Origin of the sequence: Halomonas sp. MES3-P3E (assembly GCF_002836035.1) — a bacterium.
Lineage (GTDB): Bacteria > Pseudomonadota > Gammaproteobacteria > Pseudomonadales > Halomonadaceae > Vreelandella > Vreelandella arctica.
The window spans coordinates 1-1,545 of the sequence record NZ_PJBT01000091.1 but is presented as its reverse complement, the minus strand read 5'-3'; the positions used below and the strand labels follow the sequence as shown (position 1 = coordinate 1,545).

The window sequence follows — 1,545 nt, the reverse complement described above, 5'->3', positions numbered from 1 at the left end:
CAATCAGCGGGCTTTTTTGCTATGTACACAAGAGCAATAGGGAATAATCAGCCCACCTTTCGCATAACTCGCAGGGCGGCATAAGGGTTTCCCATCCAGCTCGACCAAGTATTCAATACAGAATGTATGGCTTTAGCCCTACGTAGAAGCAGACGAAGCTTCTTCTGGCAATTAGCGCATTGCAAAATTGCATCGCCTCCAACGTGTCTATTATTTCCCGAAGCACCATCGATTTTCGGTACAAGGTTAGATCGCTTCTCGATGAAACAGGTCGATAGCTGGAAGGAGTGATGCGAGCTTTCATCTTGGGCAGTCACGGCTTATGCTTTTTGCTACACGCACAGTTAAGGAGAGGGAGCATGCCATTGCAATGGACTGGCCAAGTGACGCTACGTATCTTGGGGCCTGTGGAGGAAGAGGTTGTCGTGCAAGGCCAAGACCTTAATTTGCTACACGCTGGCTTACGTATTCTCGATGATGATGAAATCCGACATGAATTCGTTTATCGCTACGACGATCCCAGGTTTGAGCTGGTGGTCAACGCTACTGTCGAGACGAACATTGTGGAAGTCGATTCCCCTCTTATCGATGCAAAAACAGCAGTAGGGTTAGAAGAACAGACTAATACACTAGCTGCTACATTCCATCATGATCCCGATATTGATGATGAGCCTTTAACACCCGTTTCAAGTAATTAGTGGGAGGGGGTTGTAAAGGAAAGGCTTGATCAAATGGGGTTTCTACCTTGGAACATAACATATTTTTTGGGTAGCCTTCTGATCAAGGCCCACCCTCCAGTTGGAAAGAGGAGCTTCTTCCTACTTACCTGATGATGCCGCTATTATATGCGTACAGACAGGAGAACGGTTTTTAAGGTGAGGTGTTTGGCCCTGGCGTCCTAGCTACTAACGAGAAGATTTACAGGTCGGGTTTAACTCTTGAATCCGCCTTTCATGGCTATTATATCAAAAGTAAAAAATACTTTACCCTATGACCTTTTTCTCAAGATGAAGGTAAAGTGAATCAAACTCGCCAGCCTCCTTTAATTTCTGCCAGTCAGGTATGGTTACCTTTCTTTTGTTCGTAATGATCAAGCCATCGTTACGAAGGGCCTGTAGCACTCGGTTTACGTGCACTGGGGTCATCCCCGTTGCATCCGCAAGCTCCGCTTGGGTAATGGGCATATCAAAAGTGTTCTCATCCTGTACCAGCCCCACCGCCTCCAGGCGCAGCAAGAGCTCACAGATAATATGAGCGACCCGTGAATAGCCTTCACGTTGCCCTACATTCAACAACCATTCTCGGAAAATGGAAGCATCCACCAACGTCTCATGCCAGAAAGCCGCAGTGAGGCGAGGGTGGCGCTCAAATAAAAGCGATAAGTCTTGGTGCTGTATGTAACCAAGCTTGCAGGGGCTAAGTGAAGCAATGTTGATATCAATAACTTGCAAGTGCAGACTTTGGAGATCAGGCATATCCCCAGGAATATGCAACGCCATTATTTGCCGTTTGCCCTCAAGGGTTAATTTGTAGACACACGAAAAA

At 46.7% G+C, this 1,545-nt stretch carries 2 protein-coding genes; one reads left to right on the top strand and one right to left on the bottom strand.

The annotated features are described in order from the left end of the window. The first annotated feature begins 359 nt into the window (after window positions 1-359). On the top strand, window positions 360-698 hold the full coding sequence (locus CXF87_RS11975; RefSeq protein WP_101146773.1) for a hypothetical protein: 339 nt from the start codon (window positions 360-362) through the stop codon (window positions 696-698). A 285-nt stretch (window positions 699-983) separates the two neighbouring features. Here the strand turns inward: CXF87_RS11975 and CXF87_RS11970 are convergent. Continuing rightward, window positions 984-1,545, bottom strand: a 562-nt coding sequence (locus CXF87_RS11970) for a Crp/Fnr family transcriptional regulator (protein WP_101146772.1), incomplete at its 5' end; no start/stop codon positions are given.